The sequence below is a fragment of the Bradyrhizobium sp. USDA 4532 genome (genome assembly GCF_024171315.1).
GTDB classification, from domain to species: Bacteria; Pseudomonadota; Alphaproteobacteria; order Rhizobiales; family Xanthobacteraceae; genus Bradyrhizobium; species Bradyrhizobium australafricanum.
In genome coordinates this window covers 4298002-4321425 of the sequence record NZ_JALJZN010000001.1, presented here as the reverse complement: position 1 = coordinate 4321425, position 23424 = coordinate 4298002, and the positions used below count along the sequence as shown (strand labels likewise).

The following is a 23424-nucleotide window of genomic DNA, read 5'->3' as shown; positions in this document are numbered from 1 at the left end:
GCTATTCGGCGGCCAAACGGCTGGCGAGCTCATCTTCGGACATCAGGTCCGGATCGATGGCCATCAGCTCGCGCTTGGCCTTCTCTTTCAGTTGCACCACTGTGGCTCTGGACTGCTCGCCAATGCGGTCCACTTCCACGATCGTATCCATGTGCTCGAGCACGGCGACCCGCTTCTCGAACGGCGCCGCGATCACGAATTGGAGTCCGAGATTCTTATAGAAGCTCATCATCTGCCGCTGGTTCTTGCCATCCATTTTCGAGAAGGCCTCGTCGAACATAGCGAGAGCGAAGCCGGCGGGCTTGCCCGTACGACGCTCGGCGCTGCCGTAGACGGCGGCGAGCGAAGCGCCGATGGCGACGTAGATGGGGACCTGCTGTTCGGCGCCCGATCCGGTGCCGCGCCGCTGCTCCCAGCGGGTCGAGCGGCCGGTAGCGACATCCTCCATGTGGATCTCGAAGGTGTAGAAGTTGCGGTAGTCCTCAAACTGGGTGAAGTCCTTGTCGGGATCCTCTAGCAGCGCCTCGAGTGCAAGGATCGTATCCTTGTGCGGGAAGTCATCGGGCACATCGCCCCGGAACAGCATGTCGAGCGCCTCCGGAGAGGTCTTGGCGATCTCGATGATCTTCAGGATGGGCTGGAATTCCACCACTTGGGTGCGATGGAACGAATATCTCTCGTTGTGGAAGGGATGTGCGTAGAGGCTACGGTTCAACGACTGCAGTTCCCGCTCCATCTTGCCGATCCGGGCCGTGAGCGCGTTGATGAACTCGCCGCGAAGTAGCGTCGAGGCCTTTTCTGCTGCTTCTCGGGCCTGCCGTTCGTACTGGCGCAGCTCATTGGATTCGATATCCGAGATGAGCTGCTCCATCCAGGGCTTCACCTCGCGTAGCGGCTCGCTTTCGGCGCCAACTTGCGAGCTCATTCCGAATTGGTCGAAGTAATCGTAGAGGAACTCGCGAACCCGGCGCTCGATCCGGACGCGCTCGACGTCCGAGGCGTCGGCATCTTTAACCGCCTTGTCTGCGATGGCACGGTGTTTCTCAGCAAAACCGCCTTTTGCTGCGGCATCGAGGCGCTCGCGGTAGACGAGCCTGCCTTTCGCGGCGGAGTAGAGCGGGAAGGTCTTGCGGTAGATCGATCGGGCGACCCGCAGGTTGAGCTCGGAGCCCGGCACGTTCTCCCCATCTCCGAGCCTCCTCTCGGCCGATCTGAGTTCGCCGTCATGCTCGCCAAATGCCTTCTGCTGGGTCCTTCTCTCGTCGAGCCTCTTGTCCTTCAGCTTCTGCTGCGCTCGCTTCTTGTCGCGAAGGCCGCCGTCGCCCGCGCCATCGAGTGCATCGAGTCTGGCATGGGCTTCGCCGATCTCGATCTGCGCGGCCGCGAAGGCCGCAGCGAAAGCCTTCAGGTCGTCACGCCCCTCACAGATGTTCTTCAGAGCGGCAAAGGCCTGCTCCGCGGCTTGGGCCTCCTTGCTCTTGTCGGCCAGGAGCCGATCCAGTTCCTCGGCCAGATCATGCAGGGAGCGCAGGGCGTTCGCCTGGGCCGCCTTTCCGATCTTGTGCTGCGAGGCTTCGATCCAGCGATGGGTCCTGACGAGTCCATCGTCGTAGAGGCCGTCCTTCATGATGGCCCGGCCGGGCCTATTGAACTGATCGAGCGTGTCGGCGAGACGGACCGTGCCGTAGCGGCGCATGATGAACGCCATCGCGTCCGGATCCTGGCTCCGGAAGATGGAGGGGAAACTGCCGCGCTCCGGCTTGGCCCTGAACTGCTCGAGCTTGTTCAGGCTCACGAGGGATGCGTGGCGAAACTCGCGGCGGCCTTCCTTGAACATCGCCGTGGCGGCGCTGATGTCCGCTCTGTCCACGAACACCGCCTCCCGGTCGCGGCCGAGGAGCGCCTCGGCGGCCCCCACCCATTCGGGTTCGGCGACTTCGATGATGTCACAGAGCACGCGCGGGGCCATTCCCTTCTGCCGGAGCCTTCGGCAGAGGAGTTCAGTGTCGTCGCCAAGATAGGCCCGCGCCCCTCCGGAGGCGTGCTGTCGGACCCGTTCGAGCACCTCGTCGCGCCGGCCTCGCAGCCCGGAAAGCTCCGCGATGATCGCCTGACGCGCTTCGTCGATCTTCGGCAGCCATTTCGCACCGCTGGTCGCGAAGGATTTCTCGGCCGCGGAGAGCTCGTCTGAGACGCCCGCTATGTCGGCCCCGACGGCGGCGGTTAGAAGACGCTCCAGCGCAGGGACGAAGTCTTCGAAAGAGTCCGCGCACATCGCCCGGAGCGGATATAGGCTGCGGATGTTATCCAGGCGTGCCTTGAACTCGGCCGAGGCGCGGTGCGCCGCCTGCGCGGCCACATCGGCGCTCTGCTGCAGCGACTTTCTTCCGGTCTTGGCATCGTGCTCGGCGATCGCCGCCGTCAGGCGTTCGATCTCCTGATCGATGGCCTTGACGTCCTCCTCGATGAATTCGAGTTCTTTTGCTGCGGCATCTCGGCGCGCCATCTCGGTACGCCGTTTGGTCTTAAAGTCCAGGTTGATCGCCCGCGCCGCGAGCCAGGCCGCGCGTTTGGCGATCCACTCCTCCCTGAACTTGGTCTCAAGCGCCTCTTCGAGTGCGGCGAGAACCCCCCGAAGTGCCCTCAGGGCTTCGAGTCTGAGGCGCATTTTCCGGATCGTTTCGCTGATATTGCGGTAGGTCTGGATCGACTCGCGCAGCTCCTTGATCCCGATCGGACTGTCCTCGAGGATATAGTTCCGCACGAACTGCGTTGCCGTCTGGTTGTGATCGAGCGTCATCGCATTGACGATCGACTTTTGCAGGGCGCTTGCGTTCTGCTCGCCGTAGGGCGAATGCGGCAGGAGATGGCGCATGTACTCGCGGACGTAGTCGCCGGCCCGATCGCGGTGGTTGACGAAGTTGCCTTCGCCAACCGCCGCGACGATCCGGGCGCGCACGTCTTCCCACGGCGCCGGGAACTGCAACTTCCCTCGCTGTTCGATGAAGTCCTTGGAGCTTAGAACGGTGCCGACGGTGACGAACAGCGCCAGCACGGTTTCCCTGCTGTCTGACTTCCGCGCCTCGAGCGCCATGCCGATTGTGACCGGCGGCCGCGCGCCTTCCGTGTCTTCAAAACCGAGCGCGATGTAGGTGCGCGCCTCGTCGCGCCGGCGCTGGTCCTCGCCGAGCGTGCCGAGACAGTAGTCGACGACGCTGCGCTTCGAGCCACTACGCGACTTTCCGCTGTCGCCGGCGACTGCGTTCAGGCGCAGGAACCGCCGGCTGCCGCCGGTGAGCACGACTTGGGCCATGTCGAGGATCGTCGATTTGCCGGAACGGTTCTCGCCAAGGACGCCGACGTGCCCCGTCACGTCGATGTCCGCGACGTCGAACAGGTGCCAGTTCACCATCGTAAGGTGGCGTAGCTCCATCATGCCTCGTCTCCCGCGGGCTGCGGAAAGCGGGCCTCCTCGCTGCGCACGTAGCGCTCGAGCCGTTGCAGGGCGTCGCCGCCGCTGATCAGCTTGATCATCGGGCGGATCCTGACCTCGCAGTCCTGCTGCTCGTCGTCGAAGTCGCCGATCTCGACAAGGCTGCGCTGGGCAGCCTCGCGCAGAATGTCGCGGAAGCGGGCGGCCGAGATCGCGCCTCCGCCGCCGTGTTGCGCCATCTCGCGGTAGCGGTCGAACAGATCGTTCAAGGTGGCGACCACGACGGCCCGGTCTTCGACCGCTCCGACGTTCACCTCTTGCTGCCAGTACGCTGCCAGCACCAGAATGACGACGGTTTCGTCGAGCTTCATCCGGGGCAGCGGCACGTCCTCGTCCATGGCGACGATGCCGGCCCACTGCGCCTCCGGATCGCGATGGAGGCGGTATCCGCAACTATCGAAGAAGTCATCGACCACATTGCGGAAGCGGCCGTCCATGATCATGTTGTAGACGGTTCCGGTTCTGGGATCTCCCGCGAACACGAACTGCCGCCGCAGCAGGAAGTGCAGCGCTTTGCGGAGATCGGCCGCCTTTTCCGCACCGAAGGAGCGCTCGACGTGTTCGAACTCACTGAGCATGGGGCGCCTCCGCTTTCCGGAGCCTGCCGGACCGCCTGACCAGGAAGTTCGCGCAACGAAGCCATTCGCTGTCGTGTGGCGGCGTGTCTGGGCGCGGCTCCAGATCGAATCCGGCCGCGACCTGCGGCGGAACCTCGCCCGTCAGCGCATAGCGGCGGGCGCAATCGAAGGCGAGGAAGTCGTCCACTGTGTCGATTTCCATGAAGCGAGCTTCCTTGGTCGCGAATGGCGGCACCTGGCCCTCAAGGAATCGTCGGACATCCTCGGGCCGGGGCGCGATGCGAGCGATGTACTCGAGACGGAGCTTCTTCCTCAGCTCGTACAACGGGTCCGAGGGCGGGCCGGCGAGCTCCCTCGCCTCGACCGGGCGGCGCGGCTGCCTGGCCGGCGCCTGATGGTGCTCCGACCAGGGCGACCGCAGCGGCTCGATGCTCCACTCGACGGTCGACTTGTCGTGCTTGCCGTCTCGCAGCAGAGCGTCCAGCCGCCGCACCAGGTCGCCGGCCCGGCCGACGAGTCCTTGCCCGCCGCGCTCGGCGTACTTGATGGTGTTGCGGACCCGGGCTTCGAGCTGCCTGCGGAAGGCCTCGATCCGTTCGAACATCTCGCCGATCTGTTCGAAGATGTTTTCGATTGCGAGCAGATCGTCGGCCGCCGCCATTCGACCGTCCTCGACGTCGGCGGCCATGCTGGAAGCGGTGTACTCCTCGGCGAGGACCTGCATGGTGTCCGGGGTGTAGGAGATCCGCCGTGCGAGATCGACGATGGCATCGCGGAAGCGATACGGATGGTTGACGGTGAGGATGGACTCGAAATCCTTCAGCAGGAGCTGGTCGACGAACTCCTCGAAGAAGGCTTCCAGCCGGGTAGCCACCGTCTTCGATTCCATGACGGTCCGTCGGATCCGCTTCAGGTCGGCCAGAATGGCCCGCAGGCTCTTGGTAAACTGGTCGGCTTGGTTGCGTGCCTCGCGGACGGCGAGCGCGGCTTCGCGCTGCTTGCGGTCGGTGATCTCGGGCTTCAGCTTTTCGACAGCCTCGAGATTGAGGCGGATCTGCACAATCAAGCCGCCGAACCGCTGCGAGAGATCCTTATTGAGGCTCGCGAGCCGCTGGATCACGAGCAGCGGTCCCATAGCCATGTCGACCGTGACACGGAGCCCGTATTCCTCCTCCTCAAGCCAACCCCAGGCGAGCAGCCGCGCGTAGAGTTGCCGCGCCAGACCGAGCGCCTTGTCGCCCTTCTCGGACGCGAGCGCGACGTCGGCCTTCCGGATACGGCGGCGACCTGCCGAGATCATTTCAGGCAGGGTGCCGAAGTCATCGCCTTCGCTCCAGAGGGTCGGGTTGGCGCGCATGACGTCGTAGATCGCGTGGACGACCTGCTGCGGAGTCGGGAACGACGGCGCGCCTGAAAAGAAGCGTTCAAGGAGGTCGAGCAGACAAGCCGCGTACAGGTGCTTGTGATCGCGCGAGAAGGCCAAAAAAGCCTCGTCATGCAAATGACGGAACAAGGACAATCGCTACCACTCCAGAGTCGGCGTCATCCAGAAAAGGGGCGAGCTGCCTGCCCCTAACTTCATGATCTACTGGGGAAATACTTCAGTCGAGATGTATCGCGAGGCACTCGCAACTAGAAGGGTTTTGTTCGCTGTATGTTCGTATATAGCTTGCCGAAGGGAAGCTGTCGAGCCTCAGGGCTCCGTGCCGGCGGTTTCAGGGAGGGATGGGTCTTCGGAGAAGGGCCGTTCTAAGAACTTCGGCAAGCTATGTTGTCCAATGAGACAAAAAAGCCCCGCTATTCGGCCGAAGTAGGCGCGGAGATCTTAGGGAAGAACTATTGAGGACGGAAGCCTCCGGACGAGCAGGGCTCCGTTGAGTTTCCAAGCCGGGCGTGGTGCTAAGGTAGTCGTGATCTGTAGTTTGTGCCCTGCTAACCGCTGAAGTGTGTAACGGCCAATCTTTCAGTGTGCGTGTTCTTCGATACCCAGCACCCATAATAGAGTGTTCAAGGGAGAGCCGGAATCGCGCTCGCGATGTCCGATCCCACGTTTTTTCCTGGCCCTCCACGCCGCGCTTCTGCCGCCTCTATCTCGTTTGCCGACGGAGGGCTTGAGGATTGAGCCCACCGTTCGATGCCCCGAGCAATGAGACCCCACACGCTCATGGCCTTTCATGCCCTTGCCGTTCTGATCTTGGCCCCTGCCAAGTAATATCAAGCAGTGGATAAGCTGTTGATTTTTATTGTTTATTTCGATAAACCTTGCGTTTTGTCAGAAATTGGCATATGTTTCTGACAACGGAGGGAAGCCATGCAAACCGTCGCCGAGCGTATTTTGAGTTATGCCCAAGCGCTTCCAGAAGGCACTTTGATCGGTGCTAAGGAAGTTTTGCATTTGGGAAGCCGTGCTGCGGTCGATCAAGCTTTGAAGCGTCTCGCCAAACGCAACGAGTTGATGCGTCTTGCCCATGGGCTCTACGCTCTGCCAGTGAAAACACGTTTTGGCATACGCGCGCCGGCTGCCGAAAAGGTCATCGAAGCGCTGGCTTCCACGCACGCGGAAACGATCGTTCCACACGGAGCCGCGGCCGCGAATAAACTTGGTCTCACTACGCAAGTGCCGACGAAGCTCGTCTATTTGACCTCCGGTCCTGATCGTCAGTTTCGTCTCGGAGCACAGACGGTTGAGATGCGGCATGCACCGCACTGGATGCTTCTGCCGACAGACTCGATTGCTGGACAGGCAATCCGGGCTCTTGCCTGGCTCGGCGAGCGAGAGGCGGGCGAGGCTCTTAAGGTATTGAAGCGCAAGCTGCCCGACGACACTTTGCAGGATCTCGTCGCGCTGCGTCGCGCGATGCCTCCGTGGATGTCGAAATCCGTCAGCCAATCCCTTCTAAATCATGGCTGAACTTTACCTGACGCTCTCTCGTGACGAGAGGCTTGAGGCACTTGGCGTCGCCGCCACCGCCTCAGGCCGCCCGGTCCATCTTTTGGAGAAGGACATCTGGGCCGTTTGGGCCCTGCAAGGACTCTTTGACTCTGAATTGGGTGAGCATCTTGTCTTTAAGGGAGGTACGTCCCTCTCCAAAGGTTACGACGTCATCGAACGGTTCTCGGAGGATATCGATCTCACTTACGATATCCGCCGGATCATTCCTGAGCTTGCCACGGGCGACCCACCCATACCCGCTTCGCGAACCCAGGCCGACAAGTGGACAAAGCTTGCGCGCGAGCGGCTCACCGCCTGGGTCAAAGACAAGACCCTTCCTGTCCTACAGAAACACGCAGCAGCTACAGGAGTCGACGTCACGTTCCGTGGTGAGAACGATGTCATCTATGTCGACTATGAAAAGCTGACCCAGGGCTTCGACTATGTTCCGCCCTGGATCAAGCTTGAATTCGGTGCGCGCTCGACCGGTGAGCCGTCCGAGACGAGAGAGATCACCTGCGATGCGGCGAAATCCCTGCCCGAGCTCGAGTTTCCTGTAGCGACCCCAAAAATCATGCTTCCCAAGCGCACCGTTTGGGAGAAAGCAACGGCCGTCCACGTTCTTTGCGCTCAGGGTATCGCGGGCGATCGTGTGTCGCGCCATTGGTACGATCTCGTGAAGCTCGATGATAAGGGATTTGCGCAAGCTGCCTTCGATGACAAAGTGCTGGCGCAGGAAGTCGCCGATTGGAAGAGCAAGTTCTTCCGGGAGAAAGATCGCGACGGCAATGTCATCGACTATCACGCCGCGGTATCCGGCAAGCTTCAGTTAGTTCCTGACGAAAAGATGCGTAAGGACCTTGAGGCCGATTATCAAAAGACGATCGACGCTGGATTACTTCTCGGCGAACCTGAGCCGTTTGAGCAGCTCATGAAGCGCTGTGAAGCTCTGCAGCGGCGCGCAAATAGTAAGTAAGGCCGGTTGCTGGAACGGACGCTTCGAAAGATTTCCGACGTATAGAAGCTGTGCTGAGGATTGCCGAAGATGAGCCCCAGCACGCGCTGCTGCACGTTGGAAAAATAGCGCATTCGCCACGCTATAGCGGGCTTTGCTTGTTTACAGCGCTGTTAATTTTGAGCGGTGCCGTCTCCGGCATCATGAGCATGGCAAGGAGCCCAGCCGCGCTAGCGATAAGCATGTACCAGGCGGGCGCCAGCGCGCTCCCGGTAAGATAGATCAGCCAGGTGACGACTGGTTGAGCTGTGCCTCCGAAGATCGCTATCGCAAAAGCGTAGATGATCGCGAAGGCGCCACCACGAATGTTCTTGGGCAAACCTTCGGCCATGCTCACATAGAAGGCGCTATACGGAATCGTTCCGATAAGTGTGAGCGCGCCGAGACCCCCGAGAAGTGCGAGGGCACTGCGGCTCTCTGAGATCCAGAAGAACACCGGATAGGTCATCAACAACGCAGCGATCTGCGGCCATATCATGATGTGCCGGCGGCCCGCGCGGTCTGCGAGCCAGCCGCCCAGCAGCGCGGCAGCAATTCCTACCGTATTGCTAACGAGCGTGGTGCCAAAGGCGAGAGGCGCGGAAACTTGTAGGGTGTTCAGTGCATAGGTGGTCATATATCCCGTGATGTAGGTGATGATCGTGCAACTGGCCAGGACGACGAATCCCAAGCTCATGATACGGCGAGTGGCAGGCAATCTTCTTACAGGGTGAACGCCCGGAGTCGGCGCTTGGGGCCGGTGCAACGTTTCGGGCAAGCCGCTCCGCAGCCAAAATCCGAACGGCAGCGTAGCGGCGCCGAGCAAGAGCGCGATCCGCCATCCGTACGCGTTGAGTGCCTCGCTTGTCATGGTCAGGGAGAGTATTTCTCCAACAAGCGCCCCGGCCGTTGCAGCGATTTGTTGGCTGGCAGGCTGAAACGAGACAGCAAGACCGCGCCCCTCGGCCGGCGCCGCTTCCAGCAAATAGGCAGTTGTCGGACCAACCTCACCGCCGAGCGCGAAGCCTTGCACCAAACGCGCGACAATGACCAGGAGCGGAGCAGCAGCTCCTATTGTCCCGTATGAGGGGGTGAGCGCTAACACAAGGATCGCGGCGCTCATCAGGACAAAGCTGGCGGTCATCGCGGGCCGGCGCCCGGCCCGATCCGAATACGAGCCGAGCACGATGGCCCCGATCGGCCTGGTCACAAAACCCGCGCCGAAGGTTGCGAGCGACAGCATGAGGCTGGCGAACGGGTCGCTTGCCGGGAAAAACGCTTGTCCGATCTGGATCGCGAAAAAGCTATAGGTCCCAAAGTCGTAGAATTCGAGAATATTGCCGATCGTTGCACCTAACACGGCGCGGCCGGTCAAGCGTTCGTCTGCCGGAACGAGGACCGGCTCCGGTTTCTGCCGAGTAGATTGCTTGCCCATCCTCGATCCGTCTGAGGCACGATCGCCGGCCTGAGCATTTCGACCAGCGAGGTCGCGCGCATTGCACTTCACTTGCTCTGCACGTCATCTAGCTTGAGGTGGGCTGGGCCCGCGTCCCGGTGCCCTACATTCCTGACGCATGCCAGGACGAAGCTCACGACGATGAATGCAATAAGGATGCCTGCCTCTTGCGGCCCGTTTCAAAACTTGAACGGATCGCGGCAATCGCCGGCAAAGAAGAGCAAGCGCGTTGCAATTGTCGGGCGCAGCGCTCGTTGTGCTTCTATGCATGGCGAGTTTGCGACAATATTGGTGGGCGCCGAACAGAAGCCGCCTGCTTTCACACAGATGACCGCGCATGCACGCGGGGTTCAGCCGGCTGCGCGTATGCGCAAAGCGTCAGGCAATTGGCCCGGCTTTTGCTCCCCTGCTTACCAATTGTGTGCAGCCACCTACTTTGTCGGGATGTCGCTGCAGAACCCAGGGATCTTCCTACGATCAGAGGTAGCATGAGCTCGCATTGTTGACGACACAATCTAAAGGACGGATCGCAGCCTGCGCTGCAGACGTCTAGGATATCCGCTCATGGTGGGCCGCGTTCAGCCGGACGCACATGGCGAACTTCATGCACCGGGCACTGAGCTCCAGGAAATGGAAGTAAACGTCATCAGCGAGTGCGCCTCTGTGAGTTGACCCGGATTCATCAGGTCACCTCCACGGGAGGAGCCTTCCTTTGATATTGCGGTGCGGCCGTCAGGTTGTCGCCGCGAATGCGCACAGCCAGTGTTTGATCAACGGCAGGCGCGCTTTGCTCAAGCGCATCACGCGTGCGCATGGTCGAACGTGTGATGGCAACCAGCTGCAATCAACGCCTCGAATAGAATGGGTAGTATGAATACGAAGACAATCGCGGCCGTCGTGCTTACAGTTATAGCGGTGCTGAGGTCGCCCAGTAGGGCCGTCGAAATTTACGATGTCGCTGATTCGAACGGTGTGCCGTTCATGCGGGTTCGCATACTCAGCGCCGACGAGGCCGATCCGGGATCTTCATCGCGCAATTTGTCTCGTTGGGAGATAGATCAGGTGCTTACCGGGATTCGGTATTGGGCTGAAATCATCAAGGTCATCCCTGGTCAATCGCCAGCGATTATTAGTATCAGCGCGGACTACGATAACAACGCCTGGGGCGTGTCCCCTTCTCATGGAGCCGGCACGAAGGTGCAGGCTGCGCTCACCGGTCAGGATCCGGGCGAACTTGAATCTGGTGCTCATGGCGCGATCGGCATCGGCCAGATGGGATTTTCACCGTACACCTACGTCCCGTCCCAAGTGTCTATGACACCGAGCACAAACCTTTCAGCCGTTAGCGTGCACGAGAACGCGCATCTGCTCGGTATGACTGGTGCTGCCTTCATTGGTCGTGCCGACGGGCTGTATATTTCCGAAACGATAAATCGGTGGGCGAGTCATTTGTACGATGACAATGGCAAACAGGCTCAGCCGGGGCAGGCGATTTATTGTTCCCAATGCCCGAACCAGCCAGCTGCCGACGTTTTCGATCTGCGACGTGATCAAGGCTATTTCAGAGGGGAGCATGTGAGCGAAGTGCTGGCCGGTGCCATGCCAGGTATTCCGCTGCGATCGAAGGACTTTATGGCGCACAGCGAATTGAAGAATAGCCTGTTGAGCCACCAGCAATACCGGAACTACACCGCCCCGATGGAGGCGGAGATCGCCGCGTTTCAAGATATAGGTTACAGTATCGATCGGCGCAGTTTGTTCGGGTACTCCATCTACGGAAACGGCCAGAATCTGGTCAACGACAATCCCTTCTTCGCTCGCAGTGCTGAGGGTGCCGCCTATCTGCCAAATACATACAATACAGCTACGCTCGGACTGGGACTGCACGTCTATGGCAGCGGCAACACTGTGGTCCAGCGCGCCGACCTGCTTTCGAAAGGAGCAGGGGGCGCCGGCATCCGCGTCGACGGCGAAAACAATCACATCATGGTCCCGCCCGGGACCCGCGTGTACGCCGACGGCGCCTATGGGCGCGGTGTCATGTTCGCCTATGGTAAGGATCACACGCTGACTCAGCGTGGCGACGTGCAGGCTCTCGGCGAGCATGGCATCGCGGCAAGTTTCGACTTTGGCAACAATGTGGTTGGCAATGACTATGAATATCGTGGTTCGTATATTCGCACGATTGGCACCAAACCTGCCCCGATGCTGAGCGAAATCGCGGGTCCGCTCGCCAGCAAGTTCGATCTGACCGGTCGCCTGGCTGGCAATCATGCGGCGATGTACATGTCGAACAATGGTTACGTCGGCGAGATCAATGTGATGCGTGGCGCAATGCTGTCAGGGGACATCCTGTCTGACTACAACCAGGTCGACGAGAACGGTTCTCCACGTCTGACCAGATTAACGTTCGGTTTGACGCCTGACGCGAGCGGTCACTCAACGCAACAGCCTGACGCAAGCTTTGCAGCCCGCTATGACGGTAATATCGTTGGACGCAACAATCTTTCTCTGCAGGTTTCCGGCGGCGTCGTTTCTTTTACCGGCAATCACGAGGTGTACGACGCAACGGTTGCGCAAGGCGCAACGCTATCAGGTAACGGCAGTTATCTGCTCAATGAAAATGGTCGCTTCACCAACAGCGGTGTTGTCGCGCCCCTCATCAACGGTCTGGGCAACAGCATCAAGGTGAATGGCGACTACCTGCAAACCTCGACCGGTCGCTTGCAGGTCGCCGTAAACGATGCTGGCGCGTTCAGCCATCTCGTGGTCAATGGCAATGCAACGCTCGACGGTACGCTCACGATCACCCCGCAGCGTGGCTGGTATGGTAACGGCTTTAACGTCTCCTCCGATCAGTGGCTGAATGCAACAAATCTCACAGGCTCGTTCGCGAACGTGACGACAGCCCTGCAATCGCCAACCTTGCTGGCGAGTGCCACGGCTCAAGGCGACAACACCTACGCCTTGACACTGTCCCGCCCATCCGATGCCTATTCGCGTTATGGAGCCGATGCCAACAGCCGCCAGGTGGGCACGGCGCTCGATCGAGTAGCTGGCAACGCGGCTATAGGGCTGCACCCGCTTCTCGCGGCGCTCGACTTTTCCGCGCCGGACGGCACGGCGGTGACATCTGGGCTGCGTCAGCTTTCGCCGTCCATCTATGCGTCGGAGCAGGGCAGACGTGTCAACGACAGCTACTATGCGCGTTCGGCAGTCTACAACCGTCTCGACCAGGCGTTTGGCGGCGCGTCAACCTCGGCGATGGCGGTGATAGGTTATGGTCCTGAGCAGAACAGGTCGCGCGGCAATTCTGCCTCTGCCACCGGCCTGTTCGGCCCGGCTTCGTCTGACCTGCCCTCCTATGACCTGCAGGGGTATGCAGCGTGGGCTTCTGCCTTTGGCGGATGGACGACTCAATCAGGTGATAGCAATGGTGCAAGCACCAGATCCACCATTAGCGGCCTCATGACCGGGATCGACACGCCGGTATTTGACGACTGGCGCGTCGGTGTGCTTGCGGGCTATAGCCGTTCCAGTTTCAAGGTTGGCGCGGCCTCGTCGTCAGGCCGCAGCGACAATTACACGTTCGGGACCTATGCCGGCACCGAGTGGACCGTGCCAGAAGGGGCCATCGCCTTCCGTTCAGGCCTTGCCTATACATGGCACGATCTCGAGATGAGCCGCAACGTGAGGTTCCCAGGGTTCAACGACAACTTGATCTCGGATTACGATGCAGGCACTTTCCAGATCTTTGGAGAACTGGGTTACAAAGTCGCTCTCGGCAAGTCTTCCGCCATCGAGCCCTATGCCAGTCTCGCCCATGTTCGTGCGGCGACGGACCGCTTTAGCGAGAGGGGATTGAACGGAGCGGCGCTTAATATTCGCGCTGACACGATGGATACGACGCTCTCCACGCTCGGCGTCTACGCGACCACCCGTTTTCAACTTGGCCAAATCGCCACGACTGCGCGAGCCGATATTGGTTGGCGTCATGCCATAGGTGACCTGATTCCGCTGTCGACCGCCAGCTTTGCTGCTGGATCCAGCGCTTTTGCAGCTTCAGGCCTATCCATTGGCAAGGACGTGGCACTCGTCGAATCCGGTTTGGACTTCCAGCTTTCGAGCAACAGCACCCTTGGCATCGCCTACCAGGGTCAGTTCGGTTCAGGCATCACCCAGAATGGACTGAATGCCACCTTCAACGTGAAGTTCTGATGAATGGGGATGCGTGGCTCCGGCGCCGCTGTGCAGTGAGCCATGTTGATTTCCGTCCACATCTCGTCGGCAAAAGCTTGGCCGGCCATCGAGCTCACCTGAATGCCGCCACCGGCGCCTCACAGCGGTCTTGCCGTCGCCATCAGCCGAAGACATGCCACGACGTCGCGGCGCCGCGCCCGCCTGAGGTGGCGCGAAGTAAGATTCATTTGCCGCCGAAAAGCTTAGGGAGATCGGGGGTCCAAACTAGAACTTTGCCGGCTAATGCAACGCCTGCTGTCGATGATGCCGCCGCATATGCTCGTTCAATTTGGCGTTCAAACAGTTTAGAGTGTGCTCAAACCGAGCAAGAGGACCTTGAGGGCGCTGCGCAGATCGCTATTACACGCGGTGACGACCTCGTCTATGCGCCAGCTCACCGAGCATGCTGTCTCGGCCTCGGGTCACGACTCTCGCGCAAGACATAAGGTTCTCCTCGCGGGGGGCACTCGCTGAAGCGGTCCGGCGGTCAGCCGCCGTCGCTATCGCTGCCGCGTCAGACGGGTGCCGCTCAAAGGCTGGTGCCGCCGGAGCACCACTCTCCCCGAGGCTTTGGAAATGCCTCTATTCCCAAGCCTTGCGCGCCTTTAGTTCTACAAAGCATTGTATCGCCGCTGCCGCGGCAGCAGCTTAGGGGCGTCGCCCCTCGGCGCGGCGCAAGGACAGGCCTTCGGTTTTGGCTCCCCCCCACGGTCGGCGGTGCCCCAAAAAAGTTGTTCCAACTTCCTTCAGCCCTTGCGCCTTGCACACCTCGCTACGCGCTGCGAGGCAGGGGTTATGGCGGCTTTTTGCCGCGCACAACCTCAGCCTTAAGGAGAAAAACAACAGAACCAAGACCTCCGCCGCAGCCCGTCGTGATGGTGCCGCGCGGCAAACTGAAGAAGTCGCCCAAGAATGCTCGTAAGATGCCAAATTCGAAAGGCTGAAGTCGAAGCTCTCGCCGCCAGTATCGCATCCTCGGCATGCTGCAATTTCCTGTCGTCGAACCCGAACGCGGCCCCAAGGACAAACCGACCGGCCACTTTCTGGTCAATGCGGGTGAGGGACGCTGTCTCGCTCAGTTGCTTCGGGCCAAGCGCAAGGAGATCAAGAAGGACGAGCAAGCCGCATTTTTCGATCCCAACAGCGGATGCGTCTTTGCGACCATCTGGCACGACGGATAAGCACGCCTCTCGAGTACGGCAGCATTGATGGCGGCGATCGATGACATTTTGGAATGTTGCCGAACACTGACTTGCCAAGCACCACCCGCACGGCCCGCAATCGAGAATAGCCGATACGCGATCGCGTATATCTGCTTTATATACGCATACGCGTATATTACTATAATATACGCATTCGCGTATATTGACGATCTATACGGATTCGCGTATATTGAACGCGGAGATTCACATGACGCAGCATATTGCTCGTACGGAAAAGCAACTCGGCGCCATTCTACGGCGGGCCCGCCGACAGGCCGGACTTACCCAGTCAGGCTTAGGAAAGCAGATCCATCTGCGTCAGGGCACCGTATCCCGACTGGAAGCGGGCGAGCCTGCCATTCAGCTCCACACCCTCATGGAGGCGCTGGCCGCGCTCAATCTTGAACTGGTGGTCCGTACCCGCAGCAAGGCCACCTCGACTGACATCGAGGACATTTTCTGATGGGCCGGCCTCCAGCAAACGCGCCCCTGAATGTGTTCGTCAACGCACGCCTGGCAGGCATGCTCCGGCGCGAGTCCAGCGGTGCGATCGACTTTCGTTACACTCCGCAATGGCTCTCCTGGGAATCGACCTTCCCAATCTCGCTATCGCTGCCCTTGCGCGAAGACCGCTATATCGGCGCACCTGTAATCGCCGTGTTTGACAACCTGTTGCCCGATAGCGAACAGACACGCAAACGAGTCGCGGAGCGGGTGGGGGCAAAAGGTACTGACGCCTACAGCATGCTCTTTGCACTCGGGCATGATTGCGTTGGTGCACTCCAGTTTCTTCCACAGCGTGTCGATCCTGGACCTGCCGGTACGATCGAAGGGAAGGCTGTCACCGACCGCGATGTCGCCGCCATCATCAAGAACCTTGCCAGCGCTCCACTTGGGATGGGGGAAGACGACGATTTCCGGATTTCCATCGCTGGTGCCCAGGAGAAGACCGCCCTGCTGCGGCGAGATGGCAAATGGTACAAGCCGACTGGTACCACGGCGACGACGCACATTCTCAAACCGCAAATCGGTCGTTTGCCGAACGGGATCGATCTCTCGAACAGCGTCGAGAACGAATATTTCTGCCTCAAGCTGCTGGCCGCGCTTGGCGTACCAACGGCGAACGTCGAGATCGCCGATTTTGGTGGTCGCCGCACGTTGATTGTCGAGCGCTTCGATAGGCGCTGGACCAATGATAAAAGGTTGCTGCGCCTTCCTCAGGAAGATTGCTGCCAGGCTCTATCCGTACCCACCACCCGGAAATATCAATCGGATGGCGGCCCCGGCATGAAAGACATCCTGCAACTGCTCAAGGGTAGCGATGAACCGACCGAAGACATCGCGACATTTTTGCGGGCCAGCATCGTGTTCTGGCTCATCGGCGCAACCGACGGACACGCCAAGAATTTTAGCCTATTCCTGAGCCCCGGCGGGCGCTTCCGGCTCACGCCGCTTTATGATGTCTTGAGCGCGCAACCAAGCCTCGACGCCGGACAAATTCAGCGCAAAGCTTTTAAACTTGCAATGTCGGTCGGCAAAAATCGCCACTATGGAATGACTGATATTTTGCCGCGTCATTTCCTACAGACCGCCGAAATCTCCGGCGTTGGGCCGGTCGTAGTCCACGCAATCTTTGAGGATCTCGTCGAAAACTTCGAGGCAGCCTTTGCGAAAGTGATAAAGGACCTCCCCAAGGGCTTTCCCAAAGAATTGGCAGACTCGATAAGAGTCGCCGCTATTCGCCGCATCGGTCTTATAAACGACCGTTGACACTTTCAGCCTAAGGGGCTGCGTGCGAGCGGGCCAGCGCTGGCGGCACCAACACCGGCACCAGCAGGATGAGGATCGTCGGCGTCGGTATCAATGTCGACAGCGCGATCATCGCGCCCATGATCGCCGTCGGCGGCGCCGGCGCCAGAATTGCCGGAACGCGATGATCGGCGCGCCGATGATGATCATGGTCACCAGCAACGCCAGCCCCGCGCCCTCCAGGGTGTTCCCGCTATGATGGCCCGATCGCTCCAGAGGAGCTCGATTCGGGCCGCACTTGAGATATTCAACGAACGGGCTGAGTCTCGCTATTACGGGCTCGGTTTCCGAACATCCAGGCCGACTTGCAAGCTGAAATCGGCGACATCTCCGATCACATCGCAGACCCGCTTAAGGCCGCGAACAGGCTGAGAGCAAACGGCGTAAGCGTTGAATAGGTAGCTGCGATGCAGCAGGCTGTACTTCCTCTCTGTAAACATCGCCGAGCTAGCTTGAGGTGGCCGGGCTTACGTCCCGGTGCTCTACATCTGCCTGACGCATGCCGGGGCGAAGCTCACGACGATGAGTGCAACAAAAATGCCTGCCTCTTGCGCCCCATTCAAACCTTGAAGCGATCACGGCGATCGCCAGCAAAGATGAACAGGGCGCGCCGCAATTGTCGGGCGGGGCAGTCGTTTTGCTCCTGTGCAATGGCGAGTTTGCGACAACATTGGCAGGCGACGAACAGGCATCGCCCGTTTTCACGCAGAAGGGCCCGCCGCGCGGCGTTGCATTCATCTGTTTGCGCACGGCGAAGGCATCAGGCGATTTGGCCCGGCTTTTGCTCCGCTGCTTGTTAGTTGCGTGCAGTCGCCTGCTTTGTCGGGATTGGCGCTGCAGAATGCAGGATCTGTCTGCGATCAAAAGACAATAGGAGCTCGCATTGTTAACGGGGCCCATGAAAACGCTCGACATCGGCCACGGCCGCGAAGCATCGGGCGGTCATCTTCGCTCAGGGGAGCCGCGGCTCGGCGGATCGCAAATGGCACGCGTGAAGCGCCAGAGCTTGAGCTTGAGGAAGTTGAAATCAAAGTCACCAGCAATGAGGGACATACTTGTGAGTTGACTTGACTTCATCAAGGCTGACTTCGCTGCAGAGAACTAGCCTTCCTTTTGAATTGAAGTTCTACCGTCAGACTCGGGCTACGAAGGCGCAAGGCCGATGTCCGATCAATGACGGCTGCGCTTCGCTGGCGCATCTGCGTGCACGCGCGCTCCAAGTTGGACGGCGAAGCACGCCGGCAATCAAGACCTCGAACAGAATCTGTAAATGAAGACGAAGACAATTACGACCATCGTGCTTGCGGCTAGCGCCTTGCTGGATTCTCCCAGTAGAGCGGTTGAAACTTACAATGTTAGGGATTCGAACGGCGTGTCCTTCATCCGAGCACGAATATTCGGTCCCGGAGATGGCCCTTTCTGTTGTGGCGGAGGTCGCGAGCCGGCGTATTCAGTTCGGAATCTGCCGCAATGGGAAAAGGACCATTCGCTCGCAGCGATCCGCTATTGGGCCGAAATCATAAGGGTCAAACCCGGGCAGTCGCCGGCCGTCGTCAACATCGGCGGAATTCAGGGCAACACGGCATGGGCCTCAGTCCAGACGTCGCCTGATGGCGAGAACAAGGTGCAGGCGGCAGTCACCGGTCAGAATCCGGGCGAGTTGAACCATGGCGCACATGGTATGATTGCGATCGGCGAAATGGGATTTTCATCCGAAGCATACATTCCTTCGCAATTGCCAATGACGCCGAAGATCGGCCTGGCACCTGTTATGATTCATGAGTTAGCTCATCAGCTGGGAATGGCCGCTACCATTGACGGTTATGATGGTTGGCGCACCGAGCCGATATCACCGTACTTCCCTAAGGCGATAAATGCCTGGACTAACCATTTGTATGACGACAACGGCAAACAAGCCAGGCCGGGGCAGGTGATCTATTGCTCCACCTGCCTGAATCCTGCGGCTGATGACGTCTTTGACCTGCGCCGTGATCGTGGCTACTTCGCCGGAAAGCATGTGAGCGAAGTGCTGGCCGGTGCCATGCCAGGTATTCCGGTGCGAGTGAAGGGTGAGTACGGTGGGCTGGATGTCCCCTTTGTCTCGCACAGCGAACTGAAGAACAGTTTGATGAGCCATCAGGGATACCGGAACTACACCGCCCTGATGGAGGCGGAGATCGCCGCGTTTCAAGATATAGGTTACAGTATCGATCGGCGCAATTTGTTGGGGTACTCCATCTACGGAAACGGCCAGAATCTGGTCAACGACAATCCCTTCTTCGCTCGCAGTGCTGAGGGTACCACCTATCTGCCAAATACATACAATACAGCTACGCTCGGACTGGGACTGCACGTCTATGGCAGCGGCAACACTGTGGTCCAGCGCGCCGACCTGCTTTCGAAAGGAGCAGGGGGCGCCGGCATCCGCGTCGACGGCGAAAACAATCACATCACGGTCCCGCCCGGAACCCGCGTGTACGCCGACGGCGCCTATGGGCGCGGCGTCATGTTCGCCTATGGCAGGGATCACATACTGACTCAGCGTGGGGATGTGCAGGCTCTCGGTGAGCATGGCATCGCGGCAAGTTTCGATTTTGGTAACAATGCGATGGGCAATGACTATGAATATCGTGGCTCGTATATCCGAACGATTGGCGATAACGCGGCCCCCATGCTGAACGAGATCGCAGGTCCGCTTGTCAGCAAGTTCGATCTGACCGGGCGCCTGGTCGGCAATCATGCAGCGATGTACATGTCGAACAATGGTTACGTCGGAGAGATCAATGTGATGCGTGGCGCAATCCTGTCAGGGGATATCCTGTCTGATTACAACCAGGTTGACGAGAACGGTGCTCCGCGTCTGACCAAATTAACGTTCGGGTTGAAGCCTGATGCGAACGGTCACTCAACGCAGGAGCCCGACGCAAATTTTGCAACCCGCTACGACGGTAATATCGTTGGACGCAACAATCTTTCGCTGCAGTTCGCAGGTGGCGCCACGACATTGACTGGCAATCACGAGCTGTACGAGGCAAGTGTCGCACAAGACGCGATCTTGGCCGGTAGCGGCAGTTATCTCCTCAATGCCAACGGCCGCTTCGCCAATAGCGGTGTTGTCGCGCCCCTCATCAACGGTCTGGGCAACAGCATCAAGGTGAATGGCGACTATCTGCAAACCTCGACCGGTCGCTTGCAGGTCGCCGTAAACGATGCTGGCGCGTTCAGCCATCTCGTGGTCAATGGCAATGCAACGCTCGACGGTACGCTCACGATCACCCCGCAGCGCGGCTGGTATGGCAGCGGCTTTAACGTCTCCTCCGATCAGTGGCTGAATGCAACAAATCTTACGGGCTCGTTCGCGAACGTGACGACAGCCCTGCAATCGCCCACCTTGCTGGCGAGTGCCTCGGCTCAAGGTGATAACACCTACGCCTTGACACTCTCCCGCCCATCCGATGCCTATTCGCGTTATGGAGCCGATGCCAACAGCCGCCAGGTGGGCACGGCGCTCGATCGAGTAGCTGGCAACGCGGCTATAGGGCTGCACCCGCTTCTCGCGGCGCTCGACTTTTCCGCGCCGGACGGCACGGCGGTGACATCTGGGCTGCGTCAGCTTTCGCCGTCCATCTATGCGTCGGAGCAGGGCAGACGTGTCAACGACAGCTACTATGCGCGTTCGGCAGTCTACAACCGTCTCGACCAGGCGTTTGGCGGCGCGTCAACCTCGGCGATGGCGGTGATAGGTTATGGTCCTGAGCAGAACAGGTCGCGCGGCAATTCTGCCTCTGCCACCGGCCTGTTCGGCCCGGCTTCGTCTGGCCTACCCTCCTATGACCTGCAGGGGTATGCAGCGTGGGCTTCTGCCTTTGGCGGATGGACGACCCAATCGGGCGATAGCAATGGTGCGAGCACCAAATCCACCATCAGCGGCCTCATGACCGGGATCGACACGCCGGTATTTGACGACTGGCGCGTCGGTGTCCTTGCGGGCTATAGCCGTTCCAGTTTCAAGGTTGGCGCTGCTTCCTCGTCAGGCCGCAGCGACAATTACACGTTCGGGACCTATGCCGGCACCGAGAGGACCGTGCCAGAAGGGGCCATCGCCTTCCGCTCAGGCCTTGCCTATACATGGCACGATCTCGAGATGAGCCGCAACGTTCGGTTCCCGGGCTTCAACGACAACTTGATCTCGGATTACGATGCAGGCACTTTCCAGATCTTTGGAGAACTGGGTTACAAAGTCGCTCTCGGCAAGTCTTCCGTCATCGAGCCCTATGCCAGTCTCGCCCATGTTCGTGCGGCGACGGACCGCTTTAGCGAGAGGGGATTGAACGGAGCGGCGCTTAATATTCGCGCTGACACGATGGATACGACGCTCTCCACGCTCGGCGTCTACGCGACCACCCGTTTTCAACTTGGCCAAATCGCCACGACTGCGCGAGCCGATATTGGCTGGCGTCATGCGTTAGGTGGAATCGTTCCGCTGTCGACCGCGAGCTTTGTTGCTGGTTCCAGCGCTTTTGCAGCTTCAGGCGTATCCATTGGCAAGGACGTGGCACTCGTCGAATCCGGTTTGGACTTCCAGCTTTCGAGCAACAGCACCCTTGGCATCGCCTACCAGGGTCAGTTCGGTTCAGGCATCACCCAGAACGGACTGAATGCCACCTTCAACGTGAAGTTCTAATACGCACGCAACGCATTTCGGCCCGGCGTGCTGCACAGCAACGATCACGTTGATTTCAATCCAGATCTCGTCGACAAGAACTTGACGCCGCCGATCGAGGTCAGCCTGCCTGAACGCCGGTGCTGGCGTCTACGCGGGATGTCGGAGCGAACTCGCTCGAGGGCAAGCAGCGTTTTTATCAGCGCTGACGATCTTCCGACATCGTCTTGAGCGCCTCGAGCGTCGGGTGGGATCGAGCGGCCGCTCCGCCGGCACTGCGATTTTCCGTCCGACTCGGGGCAGGCGCAAACCGGCATCGGCGGGAGAAGTCTCCCGTAAAGCCGGTGAAGTGAAGCGCTCGCATCACCGAGCGTGAGGCGGAGGTCCCGGCTGAATTCCAACGGTAGGGCCGAAGGACCGAGCGCCTGCGGGAAGGAAACCTCGACGCAACGGGTCGCGACCGGCGCGACAAGTCAATGGCTTCGGGACAGGCAGCGCTGGACAAAGCCGGGAGCGAGTACGCGCAACGGGTTCGGCCATCCTGGCCGAGGTCGAGGCTCTGGAGAAACCCTCGCGCGCTGCGGACGAGCTCTGGAAAAGCAGCGGCAGCGGCTGGAGCCCCTTTGCGGCGTGCCCCCCGGAATAGGCCGGCGGGACCATACGAACCATCGTCCAATACGGCGTTGAGATAACCTCGTCTCCAAGCGGATTAAACTTCGAAGTCAACCCTTGGGCCGTGACCTCGAAGTGACTCTTTTCCAATTGTCCACGCGAAGTGAGGTGTCGCTCAACGCGGTCGGCCGCTTCGCTAGTCTTAGGGGGTGGCTATGCATTGCGCTTCCGAGCCGGTTTGGTCCCGCGATCTTGCACGAAAACGCTGTTGGTTCATCGAGCAGCTCGCACGTTAAATCGCTTACATTAAGTGTTGAGGCTGAGTGTAGGGAACGCAGCGCGATGTGATCCTCGTCAGACATAATTGATTGTACCGCGCATCTGCGGCGTGCCGCTTCGTCGCCTTTGCCGTAGAACGTTGGTGTGGTTCTTGCTCGTGCCCAAGCAGTCGAAAAATTCGGTTATGGCGCCGACGATGCGAATTCACAATTCAAAACGAGGCTAGCTTTGATGTCGAATGTGCGATTCAGTAGATTGCTATGGTGTTCTTTTGGAGCTGCAATCATGCTCTGTTCGCCGCGGCCCGCGCTCACTGCCGACGTACGTCGCTCGCCGGAAACAGAGATTGCAAACAAGTTCGTTATGACTTTCCCCGTGAATGATTTTCGGCTTGTTGATTGGAACGACGTTTGTGCCGACCCCGCCAAGTTCATTGGGCGGCCTATCGAGCTTCGAAGGATGAGATGCGTCTACGGCATGGACGGCTTCCGCTGCGGAGCCTTTCCACGCAAGGTTACAGCCTCTGCAAAAACACTCACCGTTTTTGCAAGGTCCGTCATTCCGGGAGCCGAACGGGCGGTCTTGAAAAACAACTGCGCGACGCTTCAGGCGATGCTGGAATCGGTCGCCTATCGAAGGAAAATCCGGATCATTCCAGCTCAGTTTAGCGAATGGTCTGGCGGCGAGGTTGCAAAAAGTGTGGAGCTGAAGGCCGATAAAATACAAATACTGCCCGGGTCGCGACCGAAGCGTTATGCCGGCCGCTTCAGCGCGAGGCGCTGGTGGAAACCGAAGTCAAGGCGCTAGTCTGGCAACGGGCGCAGACACTCGCCACGTTCAGAAGGCTTCACGTTCATGGAATGGTCTCCACAGCGTCTTTGGACCGGCCGCGGCCTGGGGTTAGCGGAAAAAGACGCGCGGGCGTCTGGAGGAGCCACCCGCGCCGAGTGTGCTACGCCAAGCTTGGCCTGTCTGGAGACGCGAAGATAAACAGCCAAGCCGTCTATGATATGAAATGTCGGATATAAATATCCTATATCCGACAAATTAAATCGCGCCATGACCAAGCCGCTTCGCAACAAGACCGCGCTATTGAGTTCCTCAAGGAACGCGGTATCGCGCGCCTCTCTGAGCTTGCCACGGCGGGCGTTACGGCGGCGACCATCG

The 23424-nt window shown here is 59.6% G+C and carries 13 protein-coding genes and 1 pseudogene; 9 read left to right on the top strand and 5 right to left on the bottom strand.

What is annotated here, in order from left to right:
• Position 1 precedes the first annotated feature (1 nt).
• From J2R76_RS19770 to J2R76_RS19760, 3 genes are read right to left on the bottom strand one after another with little or no spacing between them, the layout of a single operon-like run.
• Positions 2-3436 carry an SbcC/MukB-like Walker B domain-containing protein gene (locus J2R76_RS19770; RefSeq protein WP_253624676.1) on the bottom strand — a complete coding sequence of 1145 codons (3435 nt, stop codon included), beginning with the start codon at positions 3434-3436 and terminating at the stop codon, positions 2-4.
• Positions 3433-4071, bottom strand: coding sequence for a DUF4194 domain-containing protein (locus tag J2R76_RS19765; RefSeq protein ID WP_253624675.1), 639 nt, complete (start codon positions 4069-4071; stop codon positions 3433-3435). The genes J2R76_RS19770 and J2R76_RS19765 overlap by 4 nt, the downstream gene beginning before the upstream one ends.
• Positions 4061-5590: a Wadjet anti-phage system protein JetA family protein gene (locus tag J2R76_RS19760; protein WP_253624674.1), complete on the bottom strand. Its 1530-nt coding sequence runs from the start codon at positions 5588-5590 to the stop codon at positions 4061-4063. The genes J2R76_RS19765 and J2R76_RS19760 overlap by 11 nt, the downstream gene beginning before the upstream one ends.
• Positions 5591-6382: 792 nt before the next feature.
• Here J2R76_RS19760 and J2R76_RS19755 point away from each other — a divergent pair.
• Positions 6383-6982, top strand: coding sequence for a DUF6088 family protein (locus J2R76_RS19755; protein ID WP_050420737.1), 600 nt, complete (start codon positions 6383-6385; stop codon positions 6980-6982).
• Positions 6975-7979 (top strand): nucleotidyl transferase AbiEii/AbiGii toxin family protein, encoded by a 1005-nt coding sequence (locus J2R76_RS19750; RefSeq protein ID WP_253624673.1) that lies wholly within the window; start codon positions 6975-6977, stop codon positions 7977-7979. Before J2R76_RS19755 ends, J2R76_RS19750 begins: the two co-directional genes overlap by 8 nt.
• A 121-nt stretch (positions 7980-8100) precedes the next feature.
• Here J2R76_RS19750 and J2R76_RS19745 read toward each other — a convergent pair whose 3' ends face one another.
• Complete coding sequence (locus tag J2R76_RS19745; RefSeq protein ID WP_253624672.1) at positions 8101-9432, bottom strand: MFS transporter; 1332 nt, start codon at positions 9430-9432, stop codon at positions 8101-8103.
• 703 nt (positions 9433-10135) lie between these two features.
• The gene (locus J2R76_RS19740) at positions 10136-10297 is read right to left on the bottom strand and encodes a hypothetical protein (protein ID WP_253624671.1); all 162 of its coding nucleotides are present in this window, start codon (positions 10295-10297) and stop codon (positions 10136-10138) included.
• 26 nt (positions 10298-10323) lie between these two features.
• Between J2R76_RS19740 and J2R76_RS19735 the strand changes: the two genes are divergently transcribed.
• From J2R76_RS19735 to J2R76_RS40845, 7 genes and pseudogenes are all read left to right on the top strand, one after another.
• Positions 10324-13671 (top strand): autotransporter domain-containing protein, encoded by a 3348-nt coding sequence (locus J2R76_RS19735; protein ID WP_253624670.1) that lies wholly within the window; start codon positions 10324-10326, stop codon positions 13669-13671.
• Between the two features lie 1001 nt (positions 13672-14672).
• On the top strand, positions 14673-14873 hold the full coding sequence (locus J2R76_RS19730) for a hypothetical protein (protein WP_253624669.1): 201 nt from the start codon (positions 14673-14675) through the stop codon (positions 14871-14873).
• A 229-nt stretch (positions 14874-15102) separates the two neighbouring features.
• On the top strand, positions 15103-15357 hold the full coding sequence (locus J2R76_RS19725; protein ID WP_050399954.1) for a helix-turn-helix domain-containing protein: 255 nt from the start codon (positions 15103-15105) through the stop codon (positions 15355-15357).
• On the top strand, positions 15357-16664 hold the full coding sequence (locus J2R76_RS19720; RefSeq protein ID WP_253624668.1) for a type II toxin-antitoxin system HipA family toxin: 1308 nt from the start codon (positions 15357-15359) through the stop codon (positions 16662-16664). The genes J2R76_RS19725 and J2R76_RS19720 overlap by 1 nt, the downstream gene beginning before the upstream one ends.
• A 1309-nt stretch (positions 16665-17973) precedes the next feature.
• A complete protein-coding gene (locus J2R76_RS19715) occupies positions 17974-21387 on the top strand; it encodes an autotransporter domain-containing protein (protein ID WP_253624667.1) in 3414 nt (1137 codons plus the stop codon).
• Positions 21388-22542: 1155 nt separating this feature from the next.
• The gene (locus tag J2R76_RS19710) at positions 22543-23064 is read left to right on the top strand and encodes a hypothetical protein (RefSeq protein ID WP_253624666.1); all 522 of its coding nucleotides are present in this window, start codon (positions 22543-22545) and stop codon (positions 23062-23064) included.
• A gap of 221 nt (positions 23065-23285) precedes the next feature.
• Positions 23286-23423 (top strand): annotated as a pseudogene (locus J2R76_RS40845) (hypothetical protein); the annotation flags it as partial.
• Position 23424: the final 1 nt, after the last annotated feature.

Bases quoted from the DNA above. Each gene is read 5' to 3' on its own strand.
- J2R76_RS19770 (WP_253624676.1), bottom strand. From the start codon at position 3,436: ATGATGGAGCTACGCCACCTTACGATGGTGAACTGGCACCTGTTCGAC.
- J2R76_RS19715 (WP_253624667.1), top strand. From the start codon at position 17,974: ATGAAGACGAAGACAATTACGACCATCGTGCTTGCGGCTAGCGCCTTG.
- J2R76_RS19735 (WP_253624670.1), top strand. From the start codon at position 10,324: ATGAATACGAAGACAATCGCGGCCGTCGTGCTTACAGTTATAGCGGTG.
- J2R76_RS19725 (WP_050399954.1), top strand. From the start codon at position 15,103: ATGACGCAGCATATTGCTCGTACGGAAAAGCAACTCGGCGCCATTCTA.
- J2R76_RS19710 (WP_253624666.1), top strand. From the start codon at position 22,543: ATGCTCTGTTCGCCGCGGCCCGCGCTCACTGCCGACGTACGTCGCTCG.
- J2R76_RS19750 (WP_253624673.1), top strand. From the start codon at position 6,975: ATGGCTGAACTTTACCTGACGCTCTCTCGTGACGAGAGGCTTGAGGCA.
- J2R76_RS19720 (WP_253624668.1), top strand. From the start codon at position 15,357: ATGGGCCGGCCTCCAGCAAACGCGCCCCTGAATGTGTTCGTCAACGCA.
- J2R76_RS19765 (WP_253624675.1), bottom strand. From the start codon at position 4,071: ATGCTCAGTGAGTTCGAACACGTCGAGCGCTCCTTCGGTGCGGAAAAG.
- J2R76_RS19745 (WP_253624672.1), bottom strand. From the start codon at position 9,432: ATGGGCAAGCAATCTACTCGGCAGAAACCGGAGCCGGTCCTCGTTCCG.
- J2R76_RS19755 (WP_050420737.1), top strand. From the start codon at position 6,383: ATGCAAACCGTCGCCGAGCGTATTTTGAGTTATGCCCAAGCGCTTCCA.
- J2R76_RS19730 (WP_253624669.1), top strand. From the start codon at position 14,673: ATGCTGCAATTTCCTGTCGTCGAACCCGAACGCGGCCCCAAGGACAAA.